Genomic DNA, 23,617 nt, shown 5'->3' with positions numbered 1-23,617 from the left:
TTGCGCGTTAAGCCTCAAGCAGGGCACGGGCTGCAGCGCGCGCCTCATCCGTAATTGTGTCACCCGCGACCATGCGCGCAATCTCATCAATGCGATCAGGATCGGACAACGGGGTCACGGTTGACAGGGTCTGATCCCCTGCCACCTGCTTCTGCACCCGCCAATGATGTGCTGCGCGGGCAGCGACCTGCGGCGAATGCGTCACCACCACCACCTGCCCACCCCGTCCCAGCGACGAAAGACGCCGCCCGACCGCATCAGCGGTGGCCCCGCCAACGCCCCGGTCGATCTCATCAAAGATCATTGTGCGGGCGCTATCCTCGCCGGTCAGGCAAACCTTGAGTGCCAGCAGAAAGCGGCTGAGTTCCCCGCCCGAAGCGATCTTGTTAAGTGGCCCTGAGGGCGCCCCGGGATTCGTGGCGACGGTAAAGGCTACTGCATCGATGCCCTCGGGACCGGGATCGCCAGGCGCAATCTCGGTCTGGAAAACCGCGCGTTCCATTTTCAACGGCGCAAGTTCCCCCATGACCGCTTTGTCGAGCGCTTTGGCTGCAGATTGCCTTAAAGAACTAAGAGCTTCAGCTGCCTTGTCATAAGTCGCCTGTGCAGCGGCAACGGCAGCGCGCTTATCGCTAATATCTGCATCGCCGGCGTCTAATCGGTGTAGACGGTCGCGCAGCGTATCAGCGAAGAGACCCAATTCGTCTGGTGCCACATCGTGTTTTCGGGCCAGTGCTCGGATCGCAAAGAGACGCTCTTCGATCTGCTCCAGCTCCGAGGGGTTAAACTCAAGCGCTTGCAGGCAGGAATTCACACCATCCTGCGCCTCACCCAATTCGATTAGGGCACGGCCAAGCGCAGCGATGGGTTCTTCTAACTGCCCCTCCGCATGGTCCGAGACACCTTCCAGCCAGCGCACTGCGTCGGCCAAGGCGCCTTCGGCCCCATCTCCGCCCATCAACGCAAAAGCGCGGGCTACGTCATCGCGGATGCGCTCGGCCCCCTGCATCATACGGCGGCGAGCGTCGAGGTCGGCATCTTCACCCGGTTGCGGATCTAGCTTGTCCAACTCAGCCACGGAATGACGCAAGAACTCTTCCTCCGCGCGCATGGAGGTCAGCGCAGCTTCGGTCTGAGCCAACACTTTTCGAGCGGTGGACACTTGACCCCAGGCGGAGCGAACAGCAGCAAGTTTGTCCTCTGCCTCTGCATACGCATCCAGCATTGCGCGATGGCCACGCGGATTCAGCAAGCCCCGGTCATCATGTTGGCCATGCAACTCGATCAGGGTTTCTGACAAAGCCCGCAACACCTCACCCGAGCAACGACGATCGTTGACCCAAGCAGTCTTACGTCCCTCAGCCGTATTGACTCGACGCAGGATCAATTCCTCGCCCCCAGGCAAACCGGCGTCTGCCAACACGGCATGGGCAGGATGGCCTTCAGGTAACTCGAACTCAGCGACAACCTCGCCTTGTTCAGCGCCTTGACGGACCAGTTCAGCCCGCCCGCGCCAACCCAACACAAAACCCAAAGAGTCCAGAAGGATCGACTTGCCTGCCCCGGTTTCACCGGTCAAAGCGTTCAAGCCCGGCTGGAACGTCAGCTCCAACCGGTCGATGATCAGCATGTCGCGGATATCAAGGGCGCGCAGCATCGGGTCTTAGCGTCCCACGCCTTTAGCCATCGCGTTTACAACCACTCACCTTTGATGGTCTGGCGATAGATCGTGCTGAGCCAGTTATTGCCTCGGCTCTTCAGATCCAGCCCGCGTGAGGTCAACAGTGTGTAACCTGCATCGTACCATTCAGAGGATTGATAGTTGTAACCCAGAATTGCTCCGGCGGATTGCGCCTCATCTACTAGACCCAGTGCCAAATAAGCCTCGATCAGACGATACAGCGCCTCAGCCGTGTGCGAGGTGGTTTGGAAGTCTTCAACCACAACACGGAATCGGTTGATGGCCGCAGTAAAGTGGTCCTGACGCAGGTAATAGCGCCCGATCTCCATTTCTTTTCCGGCCAAATGGTCAAAGGCCAGATCAAATTTGAGAACCGCTGAGGTGGCATATTCGCTATCAGGGTAGACTTCGATCACCGTACGTAGGGCCTGCAGCGCCTGAAAGGTCAGGCCCTGATCGCGACCAACTTCGTCGATCTGATCATAGTAGCTGAGCGCCAGAAGATATTGCGCATACGCCGCATCTTCGTCGGTTGGATAAAAATCGATGTATCTCTGCGCAGCGGCGCGGCTTTCTTCGTAGTTTTGATCCGAATGAAAGGAAAACGCCTGCATGATCAGCGCTCGCTTGGCCCAGTCGGAATAGGGATAAAGCCGCTCGACCTCAGAGAAATACCACGCCGCGTCGTCAGAACGGTTCTGAGACAGCTCATATTCACCACGGGTATAAATCTGTTCTGGTGTGAAACCTTCGAGGTTCTGGTTGCGGTCAGCGCCCTTTTTTCTGAAAAGGCCTCCGTCCCCGCACGCCGTCAAAGATGCTGCCAGAAGAATCGCCGCTGCGAATCTGACTGCCGCTTTGCTGCCAACCATTCCGCTCATCCTTGTCGTTAACTTAGCGGGATTTATCCCTGATCGGACCTCGGTCTAGCACATAAAATTCCAGTGCAAAACGCCTTATCCACCCTATTGACGCAAATGTCGCCAGAGTTGACCGGGTCACGCGACTTGTGGAATTTCACTCCGCACCAGACCCTGACCCGGCAAGCGCGCGGCTTGTTCAGGCGTGCATAGGATCGGGCGCACCGCACCAGGTGTCTCGAACAGCTTGCGCAGCAGCGTGTTGGTCATAGAATGACCCGACTTTTCACCGGTAAAGCGACCCAGGATCGGACCGCCTGCCAGATAAAGATCACCCAGGGCATCCAGCATCTTGTGACGCACGGCCTCATCATCGTGGCGGAAACCACCCGGCGTCAGAACTTCATCACCTTGCACAACGACCGCGTTTTCAAGCGTTCCACCCAACGCCAGACCGTTCTCGCGCATCGCCTCAACATCCGTACGGCGGCAGAATGTGCGGCTGTCGCACAACTCTCTCGCAAAGGATCCGTTGCGCATATCCAGAACTTTGGTCTGACTGCCAATAGCGTGATCTTCAAAATCAATGTGGAATTCGATCTCAAGCCCGTCGGCAGGAACGATCGACGCGCTTGCGCCCTCGCGCGAAACGGTGATCGGTTTGAGAACTTCGTAGGCCAGCACGGGGCTCGCCTGACGACGCACACCTTTAGCCATGATACCGCGAACGAACTCGATAGACGAGCCATCCATGATCGGAACCTCGGGGCCGTCAATCTCGATCAGAGCGTTGTGTATGCCGCACCCGGCGAGTGCCGCCATGATGTGCTCAACCGTCGAAACCGAAACATCCGCTTCGTTCACGAGACGGGTGCAAAGCGGCGTACGTTCAACGACATCGTAGATCGCGGGAATCATCGCATTGCCCAGCTCGATATCAATCCGTTTGAACCAGATTCCATGACCTGCGGCCGCAGGCTTCAGAACCATCGTCGCAGGCTTGCCGCTATGCAGCCCAGTGCCCGTAAACGTGACTGAAGATTTGAGCGTATGTTGCAATGTGAGCCTCGGTGAATTGTGTCCAGCCTGCCAGGGGCTGTGTTGCACCCTCAACTAAGGAAGGGGGCGTCAAGGCTCAACTCACTCTTTGCAACCGAATGAAACATGATTGTGACACATCGGCAAATCCCTGCTTACATGGGTTTAATACCTTGTGTTTCAACAGAAAAGGGCCGCATGTTTGCGGCCCTTTGAAACGATTTTGTTACCGCGATCAGTTGGCTTGACGCCGCAGGAAGGCCGGAATTTCGATGCGCTCCTGGTCTGGATCAACCTCATCCTGCGCAGGTGCCGTGGCGTCAACCGACCGCATAGCAGGCTGTTGGCGCACCGGTTGCGCAGGCGTATCGGCCGCATGACCAGTCATACGATCGATCAGTCGGTTAAATCCAAAACGCGGACGATCCTCGGCTGCCTGCTGCGGCTGTGGGGCAGGTTCACGAGGGGTTGCAGCCGTTGGACGTAGCCGGTTATGCGGTACCTTCTGTACGGCTGCCTGCAATCGCTGCATCGCTTCTGGCGACGGAGTGCCGGGGGTCGGAGCACGCTGATCGACGTAAGCCTCGGGGGTTTCTTCCACTTCTGGTTGCGGCTCGAATTGTGCCACTTGTGGCTGATAGGCAGGCGGAGGCAGCCCGTCATCATCCTGTTCAGCCGCGGGTTGTTCGTCTTGCCAGCCCTCATTGAACTCAACGTCTTCGATGGATTCAAACAGCGTCGGAGCAATGTTGTCCTCTTCTGCTGTCGGGGCGCCGGCAACCGGCTCCTGCGGCTGCTCTTCCGCTGAAACCGTGCGGGTCAGAGGAGCTGACATCGAACGGCGTGCGACTGGCACGTCATCGGTTTTTTCGCTGGCATCGATACCCGTCGCAACAACAGACACGCGCATGCCACCTTCCATCTCGGTATCGAGGGTCGAACCGACGATGATGTTGGCCTCAGGATCCACTTCCTCGCGGATGCGGTTGGCGGCCTCGTCCAATTCGAACAGGGTCAGGTCGTGCGAACCAGTGATGTTGATCAGAACGCCCTTCGCGCCCTTGAGGCTGATTTCGTCCAGCAGCGGGTTGGCAATGGCCTTCTCGGCGGCCTGAATGGCGCGATCTTCGCCAGTCGCTTCGCCGGTGCCCATCATCGCCTTGCCCATCTCATCCATCACAGCGCGGACGTCGGCAAAGTCGAGGTTGATCAGACCCGGACGCACCATCAGGTCGGTCACGCCCTTGACGCCCTGATACAGAACGTCATCCGCCATCGAGAACGCTTCAGTGAACGTGGTCTTTTCATTGGCCAGACGGAACAGGTTCTGGTTCGGGATGATGATCAGTGTGTCGACAACTTGCTGCAATGCGTCAACGCCGTCTTCGGCCTGACGCATCCGCTTGGCCCCTTCAAACTGGAAGGGTTTGGTTACAACACCAACGGTCAGAACACCGAGTTCCCGCGCAGCCTGTGCGATGATCGGGGCCGCCCCGGTACCAGTCCCGCCGCCCATACCTGCAGTGATAAAGCACATATGTGCCCCTGCCAGGTGGTCAACGATCTGTTCGATGCTTTCTTCGGCAGCCGCGGCTCCTACGGTCGGGCGTGCCCCCGCACCTAGCCCTTCTGTGACTTTGACGCCTAGTTGCACCCGCGCTGATGAGCGGCTTTGCTGCAACGCCTGCGCGTCTGTATTGGCGACGACAAATTCGACGCCGTCCAACTGCTTTTCAATCATATTGTCGACAGCATTGCCCCCAGCGCCGCCAACGCCAAATACGGTAATCCGAGGCTTGAGTTCGTCGTGCCCGGGCATCGAAAGATTTAATGTCATGCTCTGTCCGCCTGTTTTATATGTTGCCGCAAAATGCGGTTTATTCTGACCTATCCACAATTGATTTTACTGTGTCATTTCGGAAACGTCACCAGAAAAATCGCCAGATTCCACAAAATATGGAGGAAAGAAGGCAACAAACTGCCGCATTTCGCTGCAACCGCGATATGTTGCGGCGAATGGTTCATGTACCACTACGTACGGAAAACCACACCCGCCCTACGGGGGTGCGAAACTCGTTGATCATTCAATATGGTCGCGGAAAACTGCTCAACGTCCTGCCGCTAGGCCTCTTTCGGGCCTTGTGGATATCTTGCGGGATTCTGGCACGGGCTGCAACCGATTTCTTTAGCCTACTGGAGTACTTGGGCAGTTTAGACTGTCGTCTGTAACACTTCGGACTTCTTGCGTTTCGCTCCCTACAAAACGCGCGAGACGCACCAACAGCCGGTCATCATGAAGGAAGGGCCACCAGCAAACTGGTACGCCATCGGGCGCATCATCATAGAGAAAGCAAATCTGGCCGTTTGGCGTGGTGATCTGACCATAAACGCATCCCCGCCCCTCCATCCGCCAGACAGAGAGAGTCGGGCTCAGGAACTCTTCGGTTCCGATCAGCATACCGCTGCGGATTTCGTGAAAGGTGATCGTTTTACCAACAACAGCGTTCAGAAACGCCTCAGGCGTGATCAGTGTCTGGGTCTCTGCGACGGTGGGTAAGAACGCCGCGCAGAGCGCCACCCGGCGCAGTTGTTTACCAATTGTCACGGAACCAGCGCACAGCACGTTTGAACGGGCGCGCAGCGTAGGTGTCAACCGGGATTTCAAAGTCCCACCATTCGTCCTGTGGATGCGCAGCAAACAGGCTAAGCCCAACCGCCGAGGAAAAGCCCGGCCCCGTCGCCGATTGCGGCAAACCATGGACGCGCAGCGGGCGACCCAAGCGAACACGCTGGCCCAGAATACGACTGGCCAAACCGTCGAGTCCCATGATCTGGCTGCCACCGCCAGTCAGAACGATTTGCTGGCTGGGCAGGTGATCAAATCCTGCTGCATCCAAGCGGGTGCGGACTTCTTCGAGGATTTCTTCGACGCGTGGTCGCATAATGCCGATTAATTCGGCACGGCTGACGGTGCGACGGTCATGCTCCCAATCACCGGTATCGCCGCCAATATCGATCAGGTCACGATCATCAGCCCCGGTGGCATGGACGCCGCCGTTAAAGGTCTTGATCCGTTCAGCCACTGCTGCGGGCACTCCAAGGCCCATGGAGATATCGCTGGTCACGTGATCGCCGCCCATGCGCACGCAATCGGCATAGATCATATGTTTTTTCATGAAGATTGAGATGCTGGTCGTACCGCCGCCCATGTCGATACAGGCTGCACCCAGCTCTTGTTCGTCCTCGACCAAGGCGGAAATGCCCGAAACGTAGGCTGAGTTAGCGATCCCCGCCAGTTCCAGATCGCAGCGCTTGATACAGCGGACGATGTTCTGGATCGCAACCGCATCGACGGTCAGCATGTGCATATCCACTGCAAGGCTTTGACCTAACTGTCCACGCGGGTCGATCAGACCCGAACGGTTGTCCAGTGCGAAATTCACCGGCTGGGCATGCAACACTTCGCGTCCTTCGCCATAATCCGGCACATCACAGGCGTTCAGCACGCGCCCCACTTCGGCCTCGGTGACCAGCTGGCCTTCCAGATCGACCTGTGCATCCAGACCGTATGAGCGCGGATTGGCCCCTGAGAAGGACGCGATGACGTGATCAACACGGATATCGGCCATTTTCTGCGCTGCCTGCAGGGCAGTGCGGATGGCGCGCTCGGTCTCCTGCATCGCGGTAACTTCGCCGAACTGAACCCCGCGTGAGCGAGTGGTCGCGGCACCAATCACCCGAAACCCGGTCTGACCCGCCATGGAGCCAATCGAATTGTCCTCGGACAACCGCCCCGTCCCGTCGAAGCGCAGGACGAGGCAGGCGATTTTGGAGCTGCCCACATCCAAAATGGCGACAACACCGCGTTGCATTGCCTGCCGGCGCATCTGCCGCATGGCCCGTTGGGACTGATAAAGATCGGTCATCATGGTCGTTACTGCCCGTTACTCACATCTACTTTTGTGTTCCACCAGTCTTCGCTGGCTGTTTTGTTCATTCTGATGGTTGGTCGCTGGCCAAGGCGCATATCAACCGCAGCCACGTCGCGTTCCAAAAGGTCCTGTACCTCGTTTACGGCCAGTACGCGTTCCAGTGCACGCGCGGGTCGCTCGGTTGGCAACATGATGCGCTGGTTGCGATCCAACACCAGATCCCAGCGGCGTTCACCAACACGCACGAGCCCCCGGACCCGCTCGCCCAAACTGCGGGCTGTAGTCAGAATCTGCAGCGCTTCGGGCACATGCTTGTCCGCGCCTTTTCCGGCAATCAAAGGCAAGTTTGCGTGATCAGCACGCGCCGCAATCATATCCACGTGGGCACCGGTTTCATCCAGTAGCTCAATCCCGTCACGCGTACGCCAGACGATGACCGGCTGACGTTCAACTACGTCCACCTGTAAGATACCGCCGGGGCGAATGCGCACGGTTGCCGATTTCACCGGATCAAGCCCAGTGATGGTGTCGCGGATCATCTCGACATCCAGGTCCCAGGAACTGAGCGGGAAATCGAGAGGCACAACCTCGCGGATATCTTCCGATAGCGCGGTCCCCGCGCCGTCGATGGCCATCAGGTTGACCATGAATTCCGGACGTTCCTGAATCGAGGTCTTGATGCCGGTGACATAGGCGCTGACGGCCTCGCGGCGTTCTTCAGCGGCAAAGAAGCCTCCGACCAATCCGACGACCGCCAGAACCGGTAGACCAATCTTCACCCCGCGCCGGATGCCGGGGGTGAGCATCCAGCGCTGAAAACGGTAGCTGAGGCGTGAAGGCGCAGGATCAGACAAGCGTCCGCGACCAAAGAATCGGGTGCCTCGCAAGCGCAGTTTAGGTTCAACTTCGGATTCCGACTTTGGAGCAGCACCAAAATCCGCATCTGGCCCCGCCAGCGGTTTGGTCCGGTGGATCACTGGCGTGCGGGTAGCGGTCAGCGGTCGCATGAGGCGTCCTCCACCATCCAGGCGCAAAGCTCGCCGAATGTCATGCCCAGATGCGCGGCTTGTTCGGGCACCAGCGAGGTTGGCGTCATGCCGGGCTGCGTATTCGTCTCCAGCAGGAACAGGCCATCCGCACCCATGCTGTCATCCCAGCGATAATCGGTACGGGATACGCCGCGACAACCCAGTGCATTATGGGCTTTCAGCGCGTGGTCCATGCAGCGGTCAAAGATATCCTGCGGGATGTCGGCGGGCAGCACGTGCCACGAGCCGCCGGGTTTGTACTTGGCGTCATAGTCGTACCAGCCACCATCGGTCATGATTTCGGTTACCGTCAAGGCGCGGTCGCCCATCACCGTCACGGTCAGTTCACGGCCTGCGACGTATTTCTCAACCATCACCTGATCGGGCATCGCCGCGTCCAGTTGCGGCGGGCCGTTGGCATTTTCGTGCACGATATAAATGCCGACGCTAGAACCTTCGTTGTTGGGCTTGGCCACATAGGGTGGTTCCATCACGTGGACTTCGACCACTTCGACCTTGGGCACGATCACGCTGGGCACAACAGGCAGACCCTCGGCCTGATAAACCTCTTTACTGCGCTGTTTGTCCATCGCCAAAGCCGAGGCCAGCACGCCGGAATGCGTGTAGGGAATGCGCATCCATTCCAGTAGACCCTGCACACAGCCATCCTCGCCCCAGCGGCCATGCAGGGCGTTGAAAACTACATCTGGCTTGATCTCCAGAAGGCGCGCGTAGAGGTCGGGACCCGCGTCCAGTTCGACCACTTCAAAGCCTTCTCCCACAAGGGCGGCTGCGCATTCGCGCCCAGAGCTGAGAGACACCTCGCGTTCCGCCGAGGGGCCGCCCATCAATACCGCCACTTTGGGGTTTGTCCTGCTCGACATACCCAATGTGCGCCTCAATGTCCCCGGACCTTATGTAGTGGTCCGTATTGCGTTTATGCCTTTGATCCGTCGCCTGAATTTGCCTGTTTTGGTCTGACGGTTGGGGCTATATTATTTCAGCGGATCACCGACCCGCATGATTTCCCACTCTAGCGTGATGCCGCTTGTTTCGTAAACCTTTTTTCTGACCTCTTCGCCCAGTCCCTCGAGGTCAGCGGCAGTCGCGTCACCGGTATTGATCAGGAAATTCGAGTGCTTGGGGCTCATTTGCGCGCCGCCTTTGGTAGCGCCGCGCATGCCCGCGTTGTCGATCACCTTCCACGCCTTGAGGTCGTGCACATCATCTTCGCGCCCGGTCGAAGAAAATCCCGCCGGGTTGCGGAAGGTCGAACCAGCGCTTCTGTCCTTGGTGGGCTGCGTTTCGTCGCGCTTCTTAAGCTGCGCTTCCATGCGGGCGTGCAGCTCGGCCGGATTGCCCGAGGGGGCTTGGAAAGTGGCTGAAACCAGCACCGCACCTTCTGGCAGATCGGACTGACGGTAGCGGAAGTTGAAGTCATCGGGACTGAGTTCGACAAGTTCGCCCTGCCGTGTGACGATCGTGGCTTTTTGCAGCACATCCGCCGTGTAGCTGCCATAGCAACCCGCGTTCATGCGCACCGCCCCGCCGATAGAGCCGGGGATCGTGCGCAGAAATGTCAGGTCAACACCTGCATCCGCTGCCTTGCGCGCCACATGTGCATCCAACGCCGCCGCGCCTGCTGTAACAGTATTTCCGTCGACTGTGATACCGTTGAACCCACGCCCCAAACGGATCACCACGGCCCGCAGGCCGCCATCCCGTACAATTAGGTTTGATCCGACACCCATGGGAAAAACCGGAACGTCTGCGGGCAGGGCGCGCAAAAAGGCCTGCAGGTCTTCGGTATCGGCAGGCTGAAACAAATAATCAGCAGGCCCACCAACGCGAAGCCAAGTCAAATCATTGAGCGCACGCGCCTCGGTCAGGCGACCTCGCACCACGGGTAGATCGGTCATGCATTTGTCCTAGCTGACAGGCTGCGCCCTCCAACGCCCCCCATAATGACGGCAAACAGGAACGGTAGGACACCACCTGTGAGCCAAACAAATGGGCCAAATGCCTGTTCCTCTTCGCCTGTTTCGACACCAGCCAACATCACGATCAGCACCAATGCCACAGCCGAAGTCAAACCGATCAACCAAAGCAGCGCTTTGATACCGATCCAGCGTCCGGCAACAAAACCAGATACGGCACCGAAGATGAGAGAGATCAATGGCAGATAAGCAAAGGTGGCAATGTCGACCATGGAGGCCTCCTGATAAGGTCGGTTACTTGTTGACCGCCTTCATGCCCTGCAATTTCGACTTTGTCCAACGGGTCAGGTATATCACCGGCCAGCGCAAGATCGACATACCCGCAGCCAGCACCACAAGCCCGATCCAGGGACCGCTTTCATAGGTGACATAACCAAGAATCGGAATTCCCACGGCGATCAAGAAATATGCCCGTTTCCAGTGATTATCTTTGCTAGGAAGCATTGCCAATATATTGGCAACAACGCCCCAAAGACCGGCAAGCGCAAGCGACCAATTCACTCTGATACCTCTTTGTCCGTCCATTTACGCCAGTAATAGCGGATCGGATTACGAAACATCGAAGCAAAGGCGGCGAAAGCCAATACCCCAATGAACCATCCATAATCATGTCCAAGCCACAAAATCAGTACGGGTGCGCTAACCAGCAGCAATATGCCCGGTGGAAATTGCAGACGCATCGGTAGCATTGCGACGATGGTTGAGGCAAAAACCCAGGCGCAGGCGATGATGAGCGAAAGCGACACGAGCCTAACTCGCCTTCGCAATCAATTGGTCAGGCAACCCATTGGCCCAGGCGCTGATGGTCCCGGCACCGAGGCATACAACCATATCCCCCGGTCGGGCCTGTTCGCGGACGAGCCGCACGAGGTCACTTTCATCCAGAATGGCCCGTGCATGGCGGTGGCCATGACGGATCAGCCCTTCGACCAGTGCGTCGCGGTCCGCCCCTTCGATCGGGTCTTCTCCTGCCGCAAAGACCTCGGCGATGGCGACCACATCGGCATCGTTGAAACAGGTGCAGAAATCATCAAACAGGTCAGACAATCGCGAATACCGGTGCGGCTGGTGGACGGCGATGACGCGGCCCTCGGTAGCTTGGCGCGCAGCCTTGAGAACGGCTGCGATTTCTACTGGATGGTGACCATAATCGTCGATGATGGTGACACCGTTGATCTCTCCGACCTTGGTGAAGCGGCGGTTAACGCCACCGAAATTGGCCAGCGCGTCGCGAATTTCCGAAGCTTTCATCCCCAGATGACGGGCAACGGCCACTGCGGACAGAGCATTCGATACGTTATGATCGCCGGGCATCGGCAGGGTACAGCCCTCGATCACCGTGTCTTCGTAGCGCAAATGGATGTCGAAATGGGCAACGCCGCCTTTGTAGGTCAGGTTCTCGGCCCGCACATCAGCCTGTGCGTTGAAACCATAGGTGCGCACGCGACGGTCCGAGATGCGGCCGACCAGAGCTTGCACCTCGGCATGATCCGTGCAGCACACGGCCAAACCGTAGAACGGCAGGTTCGAGACGAATTCGTAAAACCCGTCGCGCAGTTGGTCGAAATCGCCCCAGTGCTCCATATGCTCGGGGTCGATATTGGTGACGATGGCGATGGTTGCAGGCAGCCGATTGAACGAGCCGTCGCTCTCGTCCGCTTCAACCACCATCCATTCACCCTGCCCCATGCGCGCGTTGCTGCCATAGGCGTGGATGATGCCGCCATTGATGACGGTGGGATCGAAATCGCCCGCAACCATCAGTTCAGCCATCATCGTGGTAGTGGTCGTTTTTCCGTGGGTTCCGGCGATGGCAATATTCGAGCGCAGCCGCATGAGTTCGGCCAGCATGTCGGCGCGGCGCACCACCGGTAGGCCTTGCGCGCGCGCCTCATCCAGTTCCGGGTTCCCCGGTTTGATCGCGGTCGAGACCACGACCACAGCGGCGTTCTGCAGGTTCTCGGCACGCTGGCCTTCGAAAATCTCAGCACCGAGCCCAGCCAGTCGGTCAGTAATCTTCGAGGTTTTCAGATCCGAACCTTGTACCTGGTAGCCAAGGTTCAAAAGCACCTCGGCGATGCCTGACATCCCGATCCCGCCGATACCCACGAAATGGATCGGTCCAACGTCCTGGGGCAGTTTGGTTGCTGGATTCATGAGGTCTCCTTCTGCGCCAGTTGCTCGACAAGGGCGACCAGACGCTCGGTTGCGTCCGGAGCCCCGACCGATAGCGCGGCATGGGCCATTTGCTGTGCGGCTTCGGGGTTGGTGAGAACCGTGGTCATCTGCTCTGTCAGCGCGGGAACGTCAAGGGCGTTTTCCGGGATCATGATCGCCCCACCCGCCTGAACCAACCCGCGCGCATTGGCGGTTTGGTGGTCACCAGCGGCGGTAGCAAGCGGGATCAATATCGACGGACGGCCAATCACCGAGATGTCGGCGATGCTGGAGGCACCCGAGCGGCTGACAACCAGCTGCGCATCAGACATGCGACGCGGCACATCGTCAAAAAATGGCTGCACATCGGCGCGGATGCCGTGATCTGAGTAAAAGGCTTTGACCCGCTCGCTATCCTCGTTGCGGGCTTGATGCGAGACGCGGATATGGTCGCGTACGGCTTCGGGCAACGCCGCAATCGCGCCGGGGACCACATCGCTGAGAATACGCGCGCCTTGCGAGCCGCCCATCACAAGCACCGACATCGGGTAATCTCCGGGCGGAATAAAGGGCGCTCCTTCACGTTCCAGTACCGAGCCGCGCACCGGGTTGCCGGTGTGGATACCGTTGGCACCGTCCGGCAGATCGGTGGGCCAGACACCGCAGGCCACCTGCGCAACCCGAGTTGCAAACACTTTATTTACACGACCCAGAACGCCGTTCTGTTCATGAATCATACGCGGGATTTTCAACAGCGTTGCCGCGCCCAGCGCCGGGATCGACGGATAGCCTCCGAATCCCACCACAACGTCCGGCTTGTCGCGCATCATCTGCGCCACCATACCGGTCACACCAGCAGCAATCTTGGGCCCGACCAGCACTTTGGCGGCCAGACCGCCGCGGGCGAACGTGGCCGAGGATGCCTCGACAATTTCAACACCTTCGGGAAATGCACCGGTATAGCGCGCGCCTCGCGGATCGGTGGACAAGCGCACACGCCAGCCTTTGGCCAGCATCGCTTCTGCCAATGCCTGCGCAGGGAACATGTGTCCTCCGGTGCCACCTGCTGCGATCAGAAGATACGGCATCATCCTCGCCCGCGCAAAATATCACCGAGTTCGCCTTGCGGGCGGGTTCGGGTGAAGGCCAGCAACATGCCGACCGCGATGCCGCCTGCGATCAGCGACGAGCCACCATAGCTTACGAAAGGCAACGTCATGCCTTTTGCAGGCAACAGACGTACAGCAACGCCCATGTTGATCATCGCCTGTACACCGAACATGCAGGCCAGCCCGGTACCCGCCAGGCGAATGAACATGTCGCGTTCGCGCATCAGTCGCAGCAGCGAACGCACGACGATCAACGAATAGAGTGCGATGATGATCAGAACGAGGATCAGACCATATTCCTCTGCCGCCACTGCGATGATGAAATCAGTATGCGCGTCAGGCAGCGACCATTTCACCTGCCCCTCGCCCACGCCAACGCCGAACAATCCACCCTCGCGGATTGCGTTCGTCGCGTAACCAAGCTGCGTGGTCGGGTCGAGTTCCTGATTTAGAAAACCGTCAATACGGCGCGCAAAGTGCTCTGAGTTGGAATAGGCGAACATTCCACCCAAAACCACGGCCCCCGCCATGCCAACCAACAGCAGCATCGGAGCGCCCGCCACGAAATACATTACCCCCCAACCAAAGAGGATCAGGCAGGCCTGACCGAAATCGGGTTGCATCACCAGCATCGCAACAATCGCCATACACAGCGCAAAGGACCATAACCGCCCCGGAGGGCCATTGATTTCGTGCGAAGCAGCCAACAGCCACGCTGCCACTACGACAAAACCGGGTTTGAGAAATTCTGATGGTTGCAGCGAAGCAAAGCCCAGCGAATACCAGCGCACTGCGCCTTTGCCAAAATCCGTGCCAAAGATCGGCAGGAAGGCGAGCGCCACGAACGAGACCAGAAAGCCCAAGATCGCCAGACGCCGCACCAGCGTGGGTGACATCATCGAGGTCAGAAGCATCGCAACCAGCGCGAGCCCTCCGAAAAGCGCCTGCCGCTCGACATAGTGGAAGGGATCAAATCCGTTGCGCCCCGCGAGCGGCGGCGAAGAAGCCAGCCCAAGCAGAAGCCCTATGACAAACAGGATCAAAACGCAGGACATCGTCCAGCGGTCAATCGTCCGCCACCACTTCGGTAGAATCGGTTCGCCGCGCTGGTCCTGGACCGCGCCATACACCATCTCAGTCATGAGATACCGCCACTATCTGCCTCGTCAACGTCCCGTTTTCGGGATCTGTTCGGGAGTCTACAGTGATTTTTGTTTTCAGACCAGAGGAATGACGGAATAGATTTTCAAAACACTTTTCCCGACATGACGACATCATTGTCAAAGCCAGCGCCGCACGCTGGGACCATCTGTCAGGACAACAACGGCTTGTCGTTTTTCACGTGACGCTGGATCAGAGATTGCATCTTCCGACCCTGTTGCGGCACGAGGCGCGCCACCTGAGGCTCGTAGTCTTTGGCGACAATTTCGGGAAACAACTCGGTGATTTCCGCCAGGGCGTCTTTCCCAACGCTTTTTAGTGCTTCGGGCCCGGTTAACAGGCTTTCCGATGGTGCGCCTTCTGCGAAGACCACCTCGTGCCTGTCAAAGAGGATGTGAACATATGTTACGCTCTGCGCCTCCTGATCCACCGAAACACCGGGCAGCCCCAAAAGTTTGATCGCTGGAACCAGGATCTCGTGACTGGAAAACATGCGTTCAGCAATGGCTGAGCGCAGCAGCATCCGATGTTGCGGAGAAACGCGTAATGTGCGTTCGGGCAGACCTTCGCCCAACGCACCCTTGGCAATTCTGACGGGGCGCAACTTGGGTTTAATATTCAGGTCAATACTGTCCAGAGTGCGCCTTCCGATCCAACGGATGGCCTGAGGTCCATTATCGAGTGTCAGAACAAAATCACCTGTTTCGAGGGTTTCAACCGGTCTCGGGCCAGACGGGGTATCGATCTTAGTCCCCAAAGTGAAACATGGTACAACGGTATCTACATCAATGCTGGGTCCATTATCGACGATCGCCGTGATCGTCAGCGTCGTATTTAACGGCGGAATAGACCCTCCGATAAATGCCATGAAATATCCGTCTTCGCCGTCAACTCCGATCGAGTCACCATCGCCGTTGATATCATAGTCAAACAGGCCGATCTGGTAGGTGTTGGTGCCATCTGTCACCGTAACCGTAAAATCCCAGAATATGATCTCACCGTTGTAAGTCTGCGTCGGATCGTTCGAGACTTCGTTGGAAATGCTGTCACCGCTGTAAATCGTACCGTCGGCACCATCTTCGACGGTGATTTGATCATATGCAAAAATCTGGAAAGTTGAGCCCACGACGGTTGTTGAAGCGCCTGCGTCCGACAACGTGGTGTTGCTGCGAAACGCACCATAGATATTCGTCGGCATCGGGCGTAACTCCACAACATCTCAAAACACACGCACATATCCAGTATATGTGCCATTTTTTGCTAGAGCTTGGTTTACGATGGGTCAAGCTGAGCTCACGGGATATTTCACCCCTGTGGCGCGTGCGCACTGCTCCAATACTGGACCATGAGGCTTGTAGAACAAGATCAATCCGCCTCACTTCAATGCGCGTGGTCCCGTGGCCCTTGCCATCTGGCGGATAACAGGCCAATGGCCATACATGAATTACGATACAATCATCCTTGGCGCCGGGGCGGCTGGCATGATGTGCGCGACCCATTGCGGCGGACGCGCGCTGGTGATCGATCACGCAAAAGCGCCCGGCGAAAAGATCCGTATATCCGGCGGCGGGCGGTGCAATTTCACCAATTTGCATGCGGGGCCAGGAAACTTCCTGTCGCAGAACCCCCATTTTAGCAAATCGGCTTTGGCGCGGTACACACAATGGGATTTCATCGATCTGGTAGAACGTCACCACATTGCCTGGCATGAGAAGACTCTGGGGCAGTTGTTTTGTGACGGTTCGTCAAAACAGATTATACAAATGTTGCTGGACGAAATGGCGCGTGTCGGGGCCGAGCTGTGGGTACAGACTACCTTCCACTCGCTGCGCAAGACCGAGAGCGGGTTCTCGCTGGAGGTCGAGCGAGAAGGCAATCGCATTTCCCTGACATGCCGCAATCTGGTTTTGGCCACGGGCGGCAAGTCGATCCCCAAGATGGGCGCAACAGGGTTGGCCTACGACATTGCGCGCCAATTCGGGCTAAAGGTGACCGAAACCCGGGCAGCGCTGGTGCCATTTACCTTTTCAGATGGACGGTTCAAAGACCTATCCGGTGTCTCGCTGCCCGTGCGGCTGTCAAATCAACGCACCAGTTTCGATGAGGCCTTGCTGTTCACCCATCGCGGGCTGAGCGGCCCTTCTGTACTGCAACTATCTTCGTATTGGCGCGAGGGCGAGGTCATTAGGGTGAATCTGATCCCGGATCTAGGGCTGTTCGAGCTGTTGCGGGATCAGCGGCAGGCGGGTGGACGCAAGGCGCTGACCACAGAGCTTGCACGCCATTTACCTTCGCGTCTGGTGGACTACCTCAAGCACCATTTCCAGATGCAAGGCAATCTGGCGGATCAATCCGATGCTGCGCTGACCGACCTGGTCGCGGCTCTGTCGGACTGGCACCTCACTCCTGCTGGCACTGAAGGTTATCGCACGGCCGAGGTAACGCTGGGTGGAATCGATACTCAAGGGTTGTCGTCCAAAACGATGGAGGCCAGGGAAGTCCCCGGCCTCTATGTTATTGGTGAAGCGGTGGATGTCACCGGTTGGCTGGGTGGTTATAACTTCCAATGGGCGTGGTCTTCGGGCCACGCTGCAGGAAGTGCCATCGCAGGCCGTTAACCAACGACGTTATAGCCTCGTCCGCGCATGCAATTGCGCACCAGCACTTCCTTGTTCTGGTTCTTGTTGATCACGTCCGCGCCTGCCCCAACCAGAGCGCCGGCAACGGCTGCGCGACCCAGATTGTCGCTGCTGTCCTGAACGATGCCCGTTACGGCAGCTGCGCCTACCGCGCCGATGGCCGCATTGCCAGCAGTGGACCCATCAACGCTGGCCTGTGAGGCCGCCAGTTGTTGGCATTGCTGCAGATCAACATTGTAGTTCGGGCCTACAGGGCCATCGATCACAGGCTGATAGTTGGCACCGGTATTGGTGCATGCCCCCGCCACAAGCAGAGCGGGAACGATCAATAGAAACTTACGGTTTGGCATTTTCATAACCTCGTGTTGAATTTCCTGAAGGCAAAAACCAATGCAGATTGCGCGTCAAGCAGATAGGCGCTCAGCTTCGCCGAACCGGCAAACAATTGCAAACGCCTTGCTTTCAGAGGCGTTTTTTCACCTCGGCGGTGAAGTCATCACCGCGCTGTTCGAAATTGTCATATTGGTCGAAACTGGCCGCTGCAGGGGCCAACAAGACCACCTCGCCCGGCTGCGCGTCTGCCATGGCCTGTTCAACAGCGGCAGCCATAGTGGTGCAAACCTGAGCATCCGCAGTTAGCTGCATGGCAAAACCCGCAGCTTCGCGTCCAATGACATAGGCCTTGATCACGTGACCTTCGGCCCCGTTCAGCGCCTCAAGCCCACCCTCTTTCTCAAGCCCGCCACAGATCCAGCGAACCTTTTTGAAGGCGCTCAGCGCTTTCAAGGCGCTGTCCACATTGGTGGCCTTAGAGTCGTTCACGAAGGTCACCCCATCCACTTCGGCAATAATTTGACTGCGATGCGGCAGACCAGGAAAACTATGCAGCGCGTCTTCGATCACGCGGGGGGCCAAGCCCAGAGAACGGCAGGCAGCATAGGCAGCACAAGCGTTCTGGTGGTTATGCGCGCCTGGCAAGCCCTTGATGTCGCGCAGATCAATTGATCCCGTCTGACGTCCCTTGCGGTATTCAGACAAGTACCCCTTGCGTGCAAAAACCTGCCAGCCCGGTCCAGTCAGTTTACGCGCAACCGAAATGCGGATCACCCGATCATCAGATGGCCCCTCGGCCAGCTGACCAGCCAAAAACGCGCCTTCAGACTCATCGATCCCGATCACAGCGCGATCCGGCCCGCCTTCGGCAAAGAGGCGGCGTTTGGCTGCGAAATAGCCACCCTTACCTCCATGCCGGTCAAGATGATCAGGTGAGAGATTGGTGAAAACCGCCACATCTGGCGTCAGGGCGCGGGCCAGTTCAGTTTGATAACTGGACAGCTCCAACACCACGACCGAGCCATCACCGCCCGGGTCGATATCCAGAACACCGCGCCCAATATTGCCCGCCAACTGCGAGTCGCGCCCGGCCTCGGTCAGGATATGGTGGATCAGGGCTGCAGTGGTTGATTTGCCGTTCGATCCCGTCACTGCGATGACACGCGGCGGGGTGTCATAGTTGTGCCATTCAGGCCCGGCGAAGGAGCGAAAGAACAAGCCAATATCATTGTCTACCGAGACGCCAGCATCTGTTGCAGCAGCCACGACCGGATTGGGCATGGGATAAAGATGCGGAATACCAGGTGAAACAATCAGGGTAGCAATATTTTCGAACGCTCCATGTCGGCGCAGATCAGAGCAGACCAGCCCCGCTCCTTCAGCCGCCTCACGCGCGGCCGGGTTGTCATCCCAGCACACCGGTTCGGCACCGCCCGTCTGCAATGCACGAGCCGTGGCCAAACCAGACCGCCCTAGCCCCAGAACCGCAACTTTTTTCCCTGAAAACCCTTTGACCGGGATCATCTGCTGTCCACCTTCATCGCATAGAAATTTGCGCCACACTGCACCGAAGGATTTCCCAAAGGCAAGGGGGGCGCTCAGGCTCGCGCGGCAGCGCGAGCCGGGCCCAACGGGTGGCAGGCGGGCCACAGGCCCTCCGAACCCGGCGGGAGTCCTACCGCACTTTCAACGTCGCCAGACCAATCATCGCCAGGATCAGCGAGATGATCCAGAAGCGGATCACAATCGTCGGCTCAGCCCAGCCCTTTTTCTCATAGTGATGATGGATTGGGGCCATCAGGAATACACGTTTACCAGTGCGCTTGTAGTAAAGCACTTGAATGATCACGCTCAGCGCTTCAACCACGAATAGGCCACCCACAATGGCCAACACCAGTTCGTGCTTGGTTGCAACAGCGATTGCGCCAAGTGCACCGCCCAGAGCCAACGATCCTGTATCCCCCATGAACACTGCTGCCGGAGGGGCGTTGTACCATAAGAAGCCAAGCCCCGCTCCAAAAAGCGCTGAGGTGAATATGAAGATTTCACCTGTGCCGGGCACATAATGCACGTCAAGGTATTCGGTGAAGTCGACCCGCCCCACCGCATAGGCAATCACGCCCAGCGTCGAGGCGGCGATCATCGCGGGCATGATGGCTAACCCGTCCAAACCATCGGTCAGATTTACCGCATTGGCAGCCCCAACGATCACAATGACCGCGAATGGGATATAAAATAGGCCCAGATTGATCAGCGTATCCTTGAACACCGGCATAGCCAGTTGATTTTGCAAATCGGCAGGATGGTGCAATCCTGCCCAAAAAGACGCCAGAACCGCAATCAGAACTCCCAAAGCCAAACGCATCTTGCTCGAAACGCCTTTGGTATTCTGTTTTGATACTTTGGCGTAGTCGTCAGCGAATCCAATGGCCGCATAAGACAGTGTTACGAAAAGTACCATCCACACATAGGGATTGTCCCAACGCGCCCAGACCAGCGTTGAAGTTACCAGTGCGCCAACAATCAAAAGGCCACCCATAGTAGGGGTTCCGGCTTTGGACAGGTGCGCTTCGGGGCCATCATCCCGGATTGGCTGGCCCTTGCCCTGCTTGCGACGCAGTACGTTAATCAGAGGTTTTCCGAAGAGAAATCCAAAGATCAGTGCCGTCAGAAAGGCTCCACCTGCCCGGAACGTAATGTAGCGGAAGAGGTTCCAGAAATCCCCTCCGTCCGACAGGGCGGTCAACCAATAGAGCATACCAAAACCTTTCTCACACGGGCATCACGGGCGCTTACGGCTCAAGCGCGCCCCCTTGCCCCATTTTCCGCAGACCGTCAACAATCTGTGCCAATGCCATGCTGAGCGAACCCTTTGCCAGCACCGCATCGCCGTTACGGATCAACTCGGGCAGTTGCCCGACCATCTGGGCGCTGGTCTCAGTCCAAAGCCCACGCTTGCCCTCCGGCAAGGCCTGATGCAGCGCCTGCATCAGTGGACCGATGCAGTGAACCTGATCGACCTGAGCCATCGCGGCCACATCGGCCATGGCCGCGTGCATCGCGTGTTCCTGCGCACCCAGCTCTTTCATGTCGCCCAGAAAGGCAATCTTGCGATTACCTTGCGATGCGGCCAGCACGTCCAATGCGGCCTCCATCGAGGTTGGATTGGCGTTGTAACTGTCATCCAGCAGCTCGATCTGATCGCCGCTAGGCAGCGCGATAACCTCACGCACCCCGCGCCCTTTGACCGGGGACCAGCGGCGCAAGCCAGCAACGGCCTGATCCAGATCGACGCCCAGCTCGACACAAGCCGCCAGAGCGCCCAGCGCGTTCATGGCAAAATGCGTACCTGCCGATTGGACGTTGAACGAGATAGTGTTTTCGCCAACCTTACCCTGCGCCTGAAGGCTGTTGGCGCCCCGCTCCACCTCGGTCAGAGCGTAATCTTGGGCCGTTCGACCAAAATCGACAATCTTCGCGCCCAGCGCCTGCGCACAGCTGCGCAGGATGTCGGCGTGTTCGATATCGGCGTTCACGATAGCGGCCCCACCCTTGGTCAGACCGTCGAAAATCGCGGCCTTCTCATGGGCGATCCCCGCGACCGAATCGAACGCTTCGAGATGCACCGCCACCACCGTCGTCACCAGCCCCACATGCGGCTGCGCCTGACGCGCCAGTGGGGCGATTTCGCCCGGGTGGTTCATGCCGATCTCGATCACGGCAAACTCGGCGTCACTGGGCATCCGCGCCAGTGTCAGCGGGACACCCCAATGGTTGTTGTAGCTGGCGACGCTGGCATGGGTTTTCCCTTGCGTTTCCAATATGCTGGCCAGCATTTCTTTGGTCGAGGTTTTGCCGACACTGCCGGTCACACCCACCACGCGCGCCGCCGTCCGGGCACGGGCCGCTTGCCCCAAAGCTTCCAGCCCGGTTTGCACGTCATCAACGATCAAGAGCGGCGCATCTTCGGATACGCCTTCGGGAATGCGGGATACCAGCGCGGCACCTGCCCCTTTCTCCAGCGCTTGCGCGACGAAATCATGGCCATCGCGGGCAGCTTTGAGCGCGACGAACAGGTCTCCGGGTTCCAAGGTGCGGGTGTCGATCGAGACCCCACTCACCTGCCAATCGGTGGTGGCGTGTCCATCGGTGGCCTCGGCGGCCTCGGCTGCGGTCCAGAGCGTCATGCGACCCTCCCGTCCAACGCGGCGACCGAGATACTGGCCTGTTCCACGTCATCAAAGGGCAGAACCTGATCGCCAACGATCTGGCCGGTTTCGTGGCCTTTGCCCGCAATCAACAGGGCGTCACCCGGTTGCAGCGCGTCGATGCCACGCAGGATCGCTTCGGCCCGATCGCCGACTTCAGTCGCTTCAGGCGCACCCAACATGACAGCGGCACGGATGATCGCCGGGTCTTCGCTGCGGGGGTTATCGTCGGTAACGAAGACCAGATCTGCATTCTCTGTGGCCGCCTGCCCCATGAGAGGGCGTTTAGTGGCATCCCGATCCCCACCTGCGCCAACAATGGCGATCAGACGACCCATCACATGAGGGCGCATCGCTTTCAGCGCTGTAGCAACCGCATCCGGCGTATGCGCGTAATCGACAAACACCGCCGCGCCATTGTTGCGGGTGGCGGCCAGTTGCATTCGGCCCCGGACCGTTGTCAGATGCGGCAGGGTTTCGAAAACGCGGTCGGGGCCCTCTCCTGCCGCGATAACCAGACCGCAGGCCAGCAGGACGTTTTCTGCTTGAAATCCACCGATCAGGTTCAGACGGGTTTGATAGATCTTGCCTTTCCACGAAAAACGCAGGTCCTGCCCGGTTGCGTCAAAGCGTTGGTTCAACAGGCAAAGATCAGAGCCCTCAGGTCCAACGGTGATAATATTTTGCCCCCGCGCCTCAGCGATCTTGCGCATCTCGACGCCCTTCGGATCGCCAAGGTTTATCACCGCGACCCCGTCCTCGGGCAGCACACGGTCAAACAGACCGGCCTTAGCGGCGAAATAGGCCTCGAACGTATCGTGATAGTCCAGATGGTCCTGCGTGAAATTCGAGAACCCGGCTGCTGCCAAATGCACTCCATCCAGCCGACGTTGTTCAAGGCCGTGAGATGAGGCCTCCATCGCCGCATGGGTCACACCATTGTCGGCTGCCTCGGCCAGACAGCGGTGCAGCGTGATCGGCTCGGGCGTGGTATGCGCTAAAGGCGCGGTCCATGCACCTTCAACCCCGGTGGTGCCGAGGTTGACGGCGGCGAGGTCCAACTCGGTCCAGATCTGGCGCACGAAGCTGGCCACGGATGTTTTACCGTTAGTGCCAGTGACCGCCACGATGGTTTGCGGCTGAACGCCGAACCAAAGTGCCGCGGCCCCGGCCAAGGCCTGGCGTGGATCTTCGGTCACGATCAGCGCGGCGTCGGATGCGACCAGTTCTTTGGCAGCGAGCTCGGCCCCTTCTGCGTCTGTGAGAATGGCGGCTGCCCCCATACGCAGGGCGTATTGGATAAACTCTCCGCCATGAACGCGAGTGCCGGGAAGGGCAGCAAAGAGGAAGCCGTCTTTCACCTCACGGCTGTCGACGGCCAGTCCGGTGATGTCGGGATTCGCCCCGCCCCGCGCGGTCAGGGCCAGTTGGCTAAGTTTCTGTGACCGATTGCCCATGACCCACCTCTTGTCCG

Annotated in this window: 22 protein-coding genes; 1 reads left to right on the top strand and 21 read right to left on the bottom strand. The window is 58.4% G+C overall.

What is annotated here, in order from left to right; translation table 11 throughout:
* Nucleotides 1-7 precede the first annotated feature (7 nt).
* From recN to ACR0JR_RS12970, 16 genes are all read right to left on the bottom strand, one after another.
* Entirely contained in the window at nt 8-1,657 is a 1,650-nt protein-coding gene (recN, locus tag ACR0JR_RS13045; RefSeq protein ID WP_480456510.1) for a DNA repair protein RecN, read from the bottom strand.
* Between the two features lie 35 nt (nt 1,658-1,692).
* Nucleotides 1,693-2,553, bottom strand: a complete 861-nt coding sequence (locus tag ACR0JR_RS13040; RefSeq protein WP_260025019.1) for an outer membrane protein assembly factor BamD — start codon at nt 2,551-2,553, stop codon at nt 1,693-1,695.
* A 126-nt stretch (nt 2,554-2,679) separates the two neighbouring features.
* A complete protein-coding gene (gene lpxC / locus ACR0JR_RS13035) occupies nt 2,680-3,600 on the bottom strand; it encodes a UDP-3-O-acyl-N-acetylglucosamine deacetylase (protein WP_319546750.1) in 921 nt (306 codons plus the stop codon).
* 214 nt (nt 3,601-3,814) lie between these two features.
* The gene (gene ftsZ, locus ACR0JR_RS13030) at nt 3,815-5,416 is read right to left on the bottom strand and encodes a cell division protein FtsZ (RefSeq protein ID WP_480456509.1); all 1,602 of its coding nucleotides are present in this window, start codon (nt 5,414-5,416) and stop codon (nt 3,815-3,817) included.
* Between the two features lie 348 nt (nt 5,417-5,764).
* A complete protein-coding gene (locus ACR0JR_RS13025) occupies nt 5,765-6,184 on the bottom strand; it encodes a hypothetical protein (protein WP_480456508.1) in 420 nt (139 codons plus the stop codon).
* Nucleotides 6,171-7,505, bottom strand: coding sequence for a cell division protein FtsA (gene ftsA / locus ACR0JR_RS13020; protein WP_010442579.1), 1,335 nt, complete (start codon nt 7,503-7,505; stop codon nt 6,171-6,173). Before ftsA ends, ACR0JR_RS13025 begins: the two co-directional genes overlap by 14 nt.
* 8 nt (nt 7,506-7,513) lie before the next feature.
* A complete protein-coding gene (locus ACR0JR_RS13015) occupies nt 7,514-8,518 on the bottom strand; it encodes a cell division protein FtsQ/DivIB (RefSeq protein WP_319546747.1) in 1,005 nt (334 codons plus the stop codon).
* On the bottom strand, nt 8,506-9,423 hold the full coding sequence (locus ACR0JR_RS13010; RefSeq protein WP_480456507.1) for a D-alanine--D-alanine ligase: 918 nt from the start codon (nt 9,421-9,423) through the stop codon (nt 8,506-8,508). The genes ACR0JR_RS13015 and ACR0JR_RS13010 overlap by 13 nt, the downstream gene beginning before the upstream one ends.
* Before the next feature lie 111 nt (nt 9,424-9,534).
* Nucleotides 9,535-10,458 carry a UDP-N-acetylmuramate dehydrogenase gene (gene murB, locus ACR0JR_RS13005; protein WP_480456505.1) on the bottom strand — a complete coding sequence of 308 codons (924 nt, stop codon included), beginning with the start codon at nt 10,456-10,458 and terminating at the stop codon, nt 9,535-9,537.
* Entirely contained in the window at nt 10,455-10,748 is a 294-nt protein-coding gene (locus tag ACR0JR_RS13000) for a hypothetical protein (protein ID WP_480456504.1), read from the bottom strand. Before ACR0JR_RS13000 ends, murB begins: the two co-directional genes overlap by 4 nt.
* A gap of 22 nt (nt 10,749-10,770) precedes the next feature.
* Entirely contained in the window at nt 10,771-11,037 is a 267-nt protein-coding gene (locus ACR0JR_RS12995) for a DUF2484 family protein (RefSeq protein ID WP_480456503.1), read from the bottom strand.
* Nucleotides 11,034-11,282 carry a DUF2484 family protein gene (locus ACR0JR_RS12990; protein ID WP_480456502.1) on the bottom strand — a complete coding sequence of 83 codons (249 nt, stop codon included), beginning with the start codon at nt 11,280-11,282 and terminating at the stop codon, nt 11,034-11,036. The genes ACR0JR_RS12995 and ACR0JR_RS12990 overlap by 4 nt, the downstream gene beginning before the upstream one ends.
* A 4-nt stretch (nt 11,283-11,286) precedes the next feature.
* Nucleotides 11,287-12,693 carry a UDP-N-acetylmuramate--L-alanine ligase gene (gene murC / locus ACR0JR_RS12985; RefSeq protein ID WP_480456501.1) on the bottom strand — a complete coding sequence of 469 codons (1,407 nt, stop codon included), beginning with the start codon at nt 12,691-12,693 and terminating at the stop codon, nt 11,287-11,289.
* Entirely contained in the window at nt 12,690-13,781 is a 1,092-nt protein-coding gene (locus tag ACR0JR_RS12980; protein WP_480456500.1) for a UDP-N-acetylglucosamine--N-acetylmuramyl-(pentapeptide) pyrophosphoryl-undecaprenol N-acetylglucosamine transferase, read from the bottom strand. The genes murC and ACR0JR_RS12980 overlap by 4 nt, the downstream gene beginning before the upstream one ends.
* Complete coding sequence (gene ftsW, locus ACR0JR_RS12975) at nt 13,781-14,944, bottom strand: putative lipid II flippase FtsW (RefSeq protein ID WP_480456499.1); 1,164 nt, start codon at nt 14,942-14,944, stop codon at nt 13,781-13,783. The genes ACR0JR_RS12980 and ftsW overlap by 1 nt, the downstream gene beginning before the upstream one ends.
* A gap of 170 nt (nt 14,945-15,114) precedes the next feature.
* Nucleotides 15,115-16,161, bottom strand: coding sequence for a Hint domain-containing protein (locus ACR0JR_RS12970; protein WP_480456498.1), 1,047 nt, complete (start codon nt 16,159-16,161; stop codon nt 15,115-15,117).
* Between the two features lie 241 nt (nt 16,162-16,402).
* On the opposite strand from ACR0JR_RS12970, the gene ACR0JR_RS12965 reads away from it, so the two are divergent.
* Nucleotides 16,403-17,581 (top strand): BaiN/RdsA family NAD(P)/FAD-dependent oxidoreductase, encoded by a 1,179-nt coding sequence (locus ACR0JR_RS12965; protein ID WP_480456496.1) that lies wholly within the window; start codon nt 16,403-16,405, stop codon nt 17,579-17,581.
* Here the strand turns inward: ACR0JR_RS12965 and ACR0JR_RS12960 are convergent.
* From ACR0JR_RS12960 to ACR0JR_RS12940, 5 genes are all read right to left on the bottom strand, one after another.
* Nucleotides 17,578-17,952, bottom strand: coding sequence for a glycine zipper family protein (locus tag ACR0JR_RS12960; RefSeq protein WP_259462652.1), 375 nt, complete (start codon nt 17,950-17,952; stop codon nt 17,578-17,580). The genes ACR0JR_RS12965 and ACR0JR_RS12960 overlap by 4 nt on opposite strands.
* A gap of 112 nt (nt 17,953-18,064) precedes the next feature.
* Nucleotides 18,065-19,459 carry a UDP-N-acetylmuramoyl-L-alanine--D-glutamate ligase gene (gene murD, locus ACR0JR_RS12955; RefSeq protein ID WP_480456495.1) on the bottom strand — a complete coding sequence of 465 codons (1,395 nt, stop codon included), beginning with the start codon at nt 19,457-19,459 and terminating at the stop codon, nt 18,065-18,067.
* Nucleotides 19,460-19,610: 151 nt separating this feature from the next.
* Nucleotides 19,611-20,693, bottom strand: coding sequence for a phospho-N-acetylmuramoyl-pentapeptide-transferase (gene mraY, locus ACR0JR_RS12950; RefSeq protein WP_010442593.1), 1,083 nt, complete (start codon nt 20,691-20,693; stop codon nt 19,611-19,613).
* A 34-nt stretch (nt 20,694-20,727) separates the two neighbouring features.
* The gene (locus ACR0JR_RS12945; protein WP_480456493.1) at nt 20,728-22,122 is read right to left on the bottom strand and encodes a UDP-N-acetylmuramoyl-tripeptide--D-alanyl-D-alanine ligase; all 1,395 of its coding nucleotides are present in this window, start codon (nt 22,120-22,122) and stop codon (nt 20,728-20,730) included.
* Complete coding sequence (locus ACR0JR_RS12940; RefSeq protein WP_480456492.1) at nt 22,119-23,600, bottom strand: UDP-N-acetylmuramoyl-L-alanyl-D-glutamate--2,6-diaminopimelate ligase; 1,482 nt, start codon at nt 23,598-23,600, stop codon at nt 22,119-22,121. Before ACR0JR_RS12940 ends, ACR0JR_RS12945 begins: the two co-directional genes overlap by 4 nt.
* Nucleotides 23,601-23,617: the final 17 nt, after the last annotated feature.

It is taken from the genome of Ruegeria sp. AA3 (assembly GCF_056542905.1).
Note: the sequence above shows the minus strand (reverse complement) of the source record. Positions and strands in the feature narration are given on the sequence as shown.